The following is a 3,052-nucleotide window of genomic DNA, read 5'->3' on the forward strand; positions in this document are numbered from 1 at the left end:
TGAGCTGTATGCGGCTAACGTCGCACGTACAGTTCTCAGGGGAGGATGCGACGGTAACGTCGTATCCTTACCCGACAAAATGGGATCGTAGTGAGGCCCGCTCTTTTGTTAATGGGGCGGCACGGACCGACCCACTACCGGTGAAGAGGCAGGATCTAAACCATTCGTGCGAGTCTGGTGGAACACGGTAAACCCGTATCGCTGCCCATCCGGGCAGGCCGACCGTGAGGAAGGCTGTTGGCGGTGCGGGCAAGGGAGTGCGGAAAAAGCGAATGCCACCCTGTAATCGGGCGGACAGGGATTGCGCCGCAAGGCAACATCATCTCACGCGAAAGCGGGCAGACTTCCGCATGGTCTTTCATCACGAGAAAGTTTGATTAACCTTCAAAGGAGGAAAAGCAGATGACGGGGCAGCAGTTGGGCACTGGTGCGTCCTCCGACCGCGCGATGCACTGGCACGGCATAGACTGGGCCAAGTGTCACCGCGAAGTCCGAAGGCTGCAGGCACGCATCGTGAAGGCTCAACTGGCCGGCAGACACGGCAAGGTGAAAGCCCTGCAGTGGCTGTTGACCCACTCGTTTAGCGGCAAGGCACTCGCCGTTAAACGGGTGACTGAGAATCGTGGTAAACGGACTCCCGGAGTAGACGGTCTCATATGGTCTACGCCCAAGTCCAAGCTCGAAGCAGTGTTGTCACTCAAACGGCGCGGATACCAGCCGCGACCGCTGAGGCGGATCTTTATCCCGAAGGCCAACGGGAAACAGAGGCCCCTGGGCATTCCCTGCATGGTCGACAGGGCTCAGCAGGCATTGCACCTGCTCGCTCTGGAGCCCGTCGCGGAGACCACGGCGGATCCAAACTCGTATGGGTTCAGGTCCGTCCGGTCAACCGCGGATGCGATCGAACAGTGCTTTCGGGCGCTGGCACGATCGGATACTGCGCCGTGGATCCTTGAGGCTGATATCCGAAGCTGTTTCGACGAAATTTCGCATGACTGGCTTGTCGCCAACATCCCTACGGACAAGGTGACACTGCAAAAATGGTTGAAGGCAGGCTACCTTCATAACCGTGTTCTTCACTCAACGCAGGCTGGTACACCGCAAGGCGGTATCGTTTCTCCTGTGCTGATGAACATGACCCTCGACGGGCTTGAGCGAGCATTACATGCGCGGTTTGGCAGACAGGCTCGCAACCCGACGAAGGTCCACATCGTTCGTTATGCCGACGATTTTATTGTCACCGGCGCAACGCGTGAAGTACTGGCGGATGAAGTGCAACCGATGGTCGAGCAATTCCTGGCGGAACGGGGGTTGTCGTTATCGCCTGCAAAGACCCGGATTACACACATAGACGATGGGTTCGATTTCCTCGGCATGAACGTGCGCAAATACGGCGGCAAGCTGTTGATCAAGCCAGCCAGAGCGAGCGTTCAGCGCTTTCTGCGCAAGCTGCGGGACACTGTGAAGAACAACGCGACGGCGCGGCAGGACCGGCTGATCAGGAAACTCAATCCGCTCATTCAGGGATGGGCTAACTATCACCGGCATGTCGTATCGAAACGTATTTTCAGCAATGTCAGTCACGCGATTTGGCAGTGTCTGTGGCGCTGGGCACGGCGACGGCACCCGCGAAGGAACGCTCGGTGGATCAGGGCAAAGTATTTCCGGGTCGTTGGCTCGAATCATTGGGTCTTCGGCACCGAAACCGGCAAGACGCCCGGCACAGGAGAGCCCAAACTTCTGACGCTGTATGACATTGCCAGCACGCCGATACGGCGGCACCGGAAAATCAGGGCCGCCGCCAACCCGTTCGACCCGCAGTGGGAAAGCTATTTCGAGGAGCGTCTTGGCCTCGCGATGATGGACTCACTCAAGGGGCGGAAGCGGCTTATCCGGCTGTGGTTGAGTCAGGAGCGGACATGTCCCGTCTGTCAACAGATGATTACTAAGTCTAGCGGATGGCGTCTATTCCATCTGGAACGGGTGATCGATGGTGGCACGGACACGAGCCGCAACCTGCTGATGCTGCATCCAGACTGCCACGGGATCGCGCGTGGCCAACGATTCTCCGTGGTTAAACCGGCTCCGGCGACGGGGCTTTGAAAGGCTTGAGCGAAATGCGGGGAAACTTGCACGTTTCGTTCTGAGGGGAGGACCCGGTGGCAACATCGGGTCCTTACCCGACCGCATCGCGCTCAGGCCGTCTGGCAGGCGTTCAACGATCGGCATGATCAGCGGTTTCACTTCCACTTCACCCCGCTGCACGCGAGTTGGGTCAATCAGATCGAACTGTGGTTTGCTCGCTACACGCGTCGGGTGCTACGCCATGCCAGTCATACCAGCACCGCGCACCTGCGCGAGCGCACCGAGCAGTGTGGCGCGCCTTACCGAGCTCGCCCGCAATCGTTATAGTGCCGCCTTTCGCAGCCACACCGGCCGATGGGAACCGCTGCCGGGAACAGGCTCACTCGACGAGATGGCCGAGGTCGTCGTCACGCTCTTACAGCCTTATTGGCAGCCCGCTAATTATTAAAGCCATTTACGGGATGTTGTACTAGCGTCATCTCTGCGCTCGCATCCTGTACTGCTTGCCGCGCGTCGTTGATCATGATCTTGGCCGCTTCACGCTCGGCATGCCCATCAGCGTATGTGACACGCGCGTTGACCACCAAGCCATGCCGGTTATCGGTCAGCGTATGGCCCATTTCTAGCCAAAACGCCTCGCCTTGCCAGGGTTCGACACCTGTTGCGTTCTCCACCGCGTAGCTCCGGTTCTTACGATGGAAACACCTTCGCATGGCGTTAACTTCATCTCAAGACGGGATGCGCAGACGGATACCCCGATACTTCCACAGCAATGCCGGGTCGTCCCACGGTCGCTCGAAAGCGCTCAATTCGGCCCACGTAGAAGGCGGAGGCGATGCAACGCAGAATGTGCCCACTACTTTTTCAGTGGACACAGATATGGAAGAACGCTATTTGGAGTTTTTGCCGCTGCGTGTAGTCAGCGTGGGGGCAAATGGCAAGCGGCGCTTTGACCCGCAGGGCAAGC

General features: G+C 58.5%; 1 protein-coding gene and 3 pseudogenes. 3 read left to right on the forward strand and 1 reads right to left on the reverse strand.

From position 1 onward, the window contains the following. Positions 1-402: 402 nt before the first annotated feature. Together ltrA and AWB78_RS44870 are read left to right on the forward strand one after the other, a co-directional pair. On the forward strand, positions 403-2,103 hold the full coding sequence (gene ltrA / locus AWB78_RS41975; RefSeq protein ID WP_062613143.1) for a group II intron reverse transcriptase/maturase: 1,701 nt from the start codon (positions 403-405) through the stop codon (positions 2,101-2,103). An 84-nt stretch (positions 2,104-2,187) separates the two neighbouring features. Continuing rightward, a pseudogene (locus tag AWB78_RS44870) lies at positions 2,188-2,412 on the forward strand (transposase); the annotation flags it as partial. Positions 2,413-2,555: 143 nt separating this feature from the next. On the opposite strand, the pseudogene AWB78_RS46155 reads toward AWB78_RS44870, so the two are convergent. After that, positions 2,556-2,705, reverse strand: a pseudogene (locus AWB78_RS46155) (IS5/IS1182 family transposase); the annotation flags it as partial. 91 nt (positions 2,706-2,796) lie between these two features. Here AWB78_RS46155 and AWB78_RS49095 point away from each other — a divergent pair. Beyond that, positions 2,797-3,052, forward strand: a pseudogene (locus AWB78_RS49095) (hypothetical protein); the annotation flags it as partial.

Source organism: Caballeronia calidae (assembly GCF_900044055.2).
GTDB lineage: Bacteria > Pseudomonadota > Gammaproteobacteria > Burkholderiales > Burkholderiaceae > Caballeronia > Caballeronia calidae.

Bases quoted from the DNA above. Each gene is read 5' to 3' on its own strand.
- ltrA (WP_062613143.1), top strand. From the start codon at position 403: ATGACGGGGCAGCAGTTGGGCACTGGTGCGTCCTCCGACCGCGCGATG.